2 protein-coding genes and 1 pseudogene are annotated in these 2,458 nt (G+C 69.8%); all 3 read right to left on the bottom strand.

Translation table 11 applies throughout. From position 1 onward, the window contains the following. Positions 1–81: 81 nt before the first annotated feature. Positions 82–462, bottom strand: a complete 381-nt coding sequence (gene gcvH / locus PLJ28_RS15590; protein ID WP_010145862.1) for a glycine cleavage system protein GcvH — start codon at positions 460–462, stop codon at positions 82–84. Positions 463–526: 64 nt separating this feature from the next. Further along, positions 527–1,648, bottom strand: a complete 1,122-nt coding sequence (gene gcvT / locus PLJ28_RS15585; protein WP_298045055.1) for a glycine cleavage system aminomethyltransferase GcvT — start codon at positions 1,646–1,648, stop codon at positions 527–529. A gap of 37 nt (positions 1,649–1,685) precedes the next feature. Next, positions 1,686–2,458 (bottom strand): annotated as a pseudogene (locus PLJ28_RS15580) (glycine dehydrogenase (aminomethyl-transferring)); the annotation flags it as partial.

Below are 2,458 nucleotides of genomic sequence, written 5' to 3'. Positions count from 1 at the left end.
CGATCTCCGGGTCCAACTCCGCCAACGACGACGTCAACTCAACCGGCACCTGCGTCACCGCCGCGGTCTCCTTCAGCGCGCTCATGCGAGCTCACCGCCGTTGGCCTCGGCGTACTCCTGGGCCGACAGCAGCGGGCCCTCGTCGCTCACCTCGACGGTGAACAGCCAGCCATTGCCGTAGGGGTCCTCATTCACGACCCCCGGGTTGTCCGAGACTGCGTCATTGACCTCGACCACGGTTCCCGTCACCGGGGAGTAGAGGTCGGAGACGGACTTGGTGGACTCGATCTCGCCGCAGGTCTCTCCGGCGGTGACGGTCGAGCCGGCTTCGGGCAGGTCGACGTAGACGACGTCTCCGAGGGCCTCGGCGGCCACCGCGGTGATACCGATGCGGGCCGGGGAGGCGTCGTTGATCCATTCGTGCTCGGCGGAGTAGCGGAGGGCGGGTAGGACGGTGCTCATGGGTGCTCCAATCAGGAAGGGTGGTTGACGACCGGTGGCGGTCGCCGGGGTTGATGACGCCGGACTACTGCGGACGGCGATAGAAGGGCAGGGCGACGACCTCGAAGGGCTCGGGCTTGCCACGCACATCGATCGTCACCGTGCTGCCTGGTTCGGCGAACGCCGTCTCGACGTAGGCCAGGGCGATCGGGTGGCCGAGGGTGGGGCTGGGCGCCCCGGAGGTGACCTCACCGACGTGCCGTCCGTCCGCGACGACGGGGTAGCCGGGGCGGGCGGCACGCCGGCCCAGACCCTTCATCCCGACCAGTCGACGGAGTGTTCCGGTGGCCTTCAGGGCCTGGAGTGCTTCGCGGCCGGTGAAGTCCTCGTCCTTCGTGAAGGACACGACCGGTCCCAGCCCGGCCGAGAAGGGCTCCGTGTCCAGGGTGAGTTCCTGGCCGTAGAGCGGCATCCCGGCCTCCAGGCGCAGGGAGTCCCGGCTCGCCAAGCCGCAGGGAATCAGCCCGTGCTGCTCGCCCGCCTCCAATAGGGCCGCCCACAGCGGTGCGGCGTCGGCGTTGGCGACGTAGAGCTCAAAACCGTCCTCGCCGGTGTAACCGGTGCGGGCCAGCAACACCGAGGTGCCGGCGACGGTGGCCCCCGCGAAGGCGTAGTACCTCAGGGAGGTGACCTGCTCCTGTTCGGCGGCCGGGATCAGCTCCAGCAGGACGGCTTCAGCCGCCGGCCCCTGGACGGCGACCAGGGAGGTCCGGTCGGACTCGTCCACGACGGTGACGTCGAAACCGGCCGCGCGCTCCTGCAGGGTCTGGGCGACGAGGCCGGCGTTGCCGGCATTGGGGACCACGAGGTACTCGTCGTCGCCCAGCCGGTAGCTGATCAGGTCGTCGATGATCCCGCCCTGCGCGGTGCACAGCAATGAGTACTTGGCCCGCCCGACCGCGACCGCGGTGAGATTGCCCACCAGTGCCGTGTTCAGGAACGCGGCCGCCTGCGCTCCGGTCACCCGGATCTCGCCCATGTGGGACAGGTCGAACAGTCCGGCCGCGTTTCGGACGGCGTGGTGTTCGGCGAGCTCGGAACCGTACTTCAAGGGCATGACCCACCCGCCGAAGTCGGTGAAGGACGCCCCCAGGGCGGCATGCTCCTCGTGGAGGACGGTGTGCCTGGATGTGGTGCTGACAGTCATGGTGATACCTTTCGTAACCGCTCTGTGCCGCGCGGGGTCAGTTCTCGAAGGACTCGGGCGCCGGGCAGGAACAGATCAGGGTGCGGTCCCCGGCGGCGCCGTCGATGCGGCCGACCGGGGGGAAGTACTTGTCCTGGCGCAGGCCCGGGACGGGGAAGGCCGCCTGTTCACGGCTGTAGGGGCGGTCCCAGGCGGTTGCGGACACGGCGGTGGCGGTGTGCGGGGCCCGGCGCAACGGGGAGTCCTCCAAGGTGAACCTCCCGTCCAGGATCTGGTCCATCTCGGCGCGGATGGAGATCATCGCCTCGATGAACCGCTCGATCTCGGCCAGGTCCTCGGACTCGGTCGGCTCGACCATGAGGGTCCCCGCCACCGGGAAGGACAGCGTGGGGGCGTGGAAGCCGTAGTCGATCAGGCGCTTGGCGACGTCCTCGGCGGTCACCCCGGTGCGGGCGGTGAGCTCACGCAGGTCCAGGATGCACTCGTGGGCCACCAGCCCGGCGTTCCCGGTGTAGAGGACCGGGAAGTGCTCACCCAGACGGGCGGCCAGGTAGTTGGCCGACAGCAGGGCATGACGGGTGGCTTCGGTGAGGCCCTCGGCGCCCATCATCGCGATGTAGGACCAGGAGATCGGCAGCACGCCCGCGGAGCCGTACGGAGCCGAGGTCACCGGGGTGCCGGTGCGGCCGTTGGACTCACCCGCTGCCGCGCCGGGCAGGAACGGGACGAGGTGTTCGGCCACGGCGACCGGGCCGACGCCGGGGCCGCCGCCGCCGTGCGGGATGCAGAAGGTCTTGTGCAGGTTCAGGT

The sequence above is a fragment of the Citricoccus sp. genome (assembly GCF_035445025.1).
In the GTDB taxonomy this organism is placed as follows: Bacteria; Actinomycetota; Actinomycetes; order Actinomycetales; family Micrococcaceae; genus Citricoccus.
Note: the sequence above shows the minus strand (reverse complement) of the source record. Positions and strands in the feature narration are given on the sequence as shown.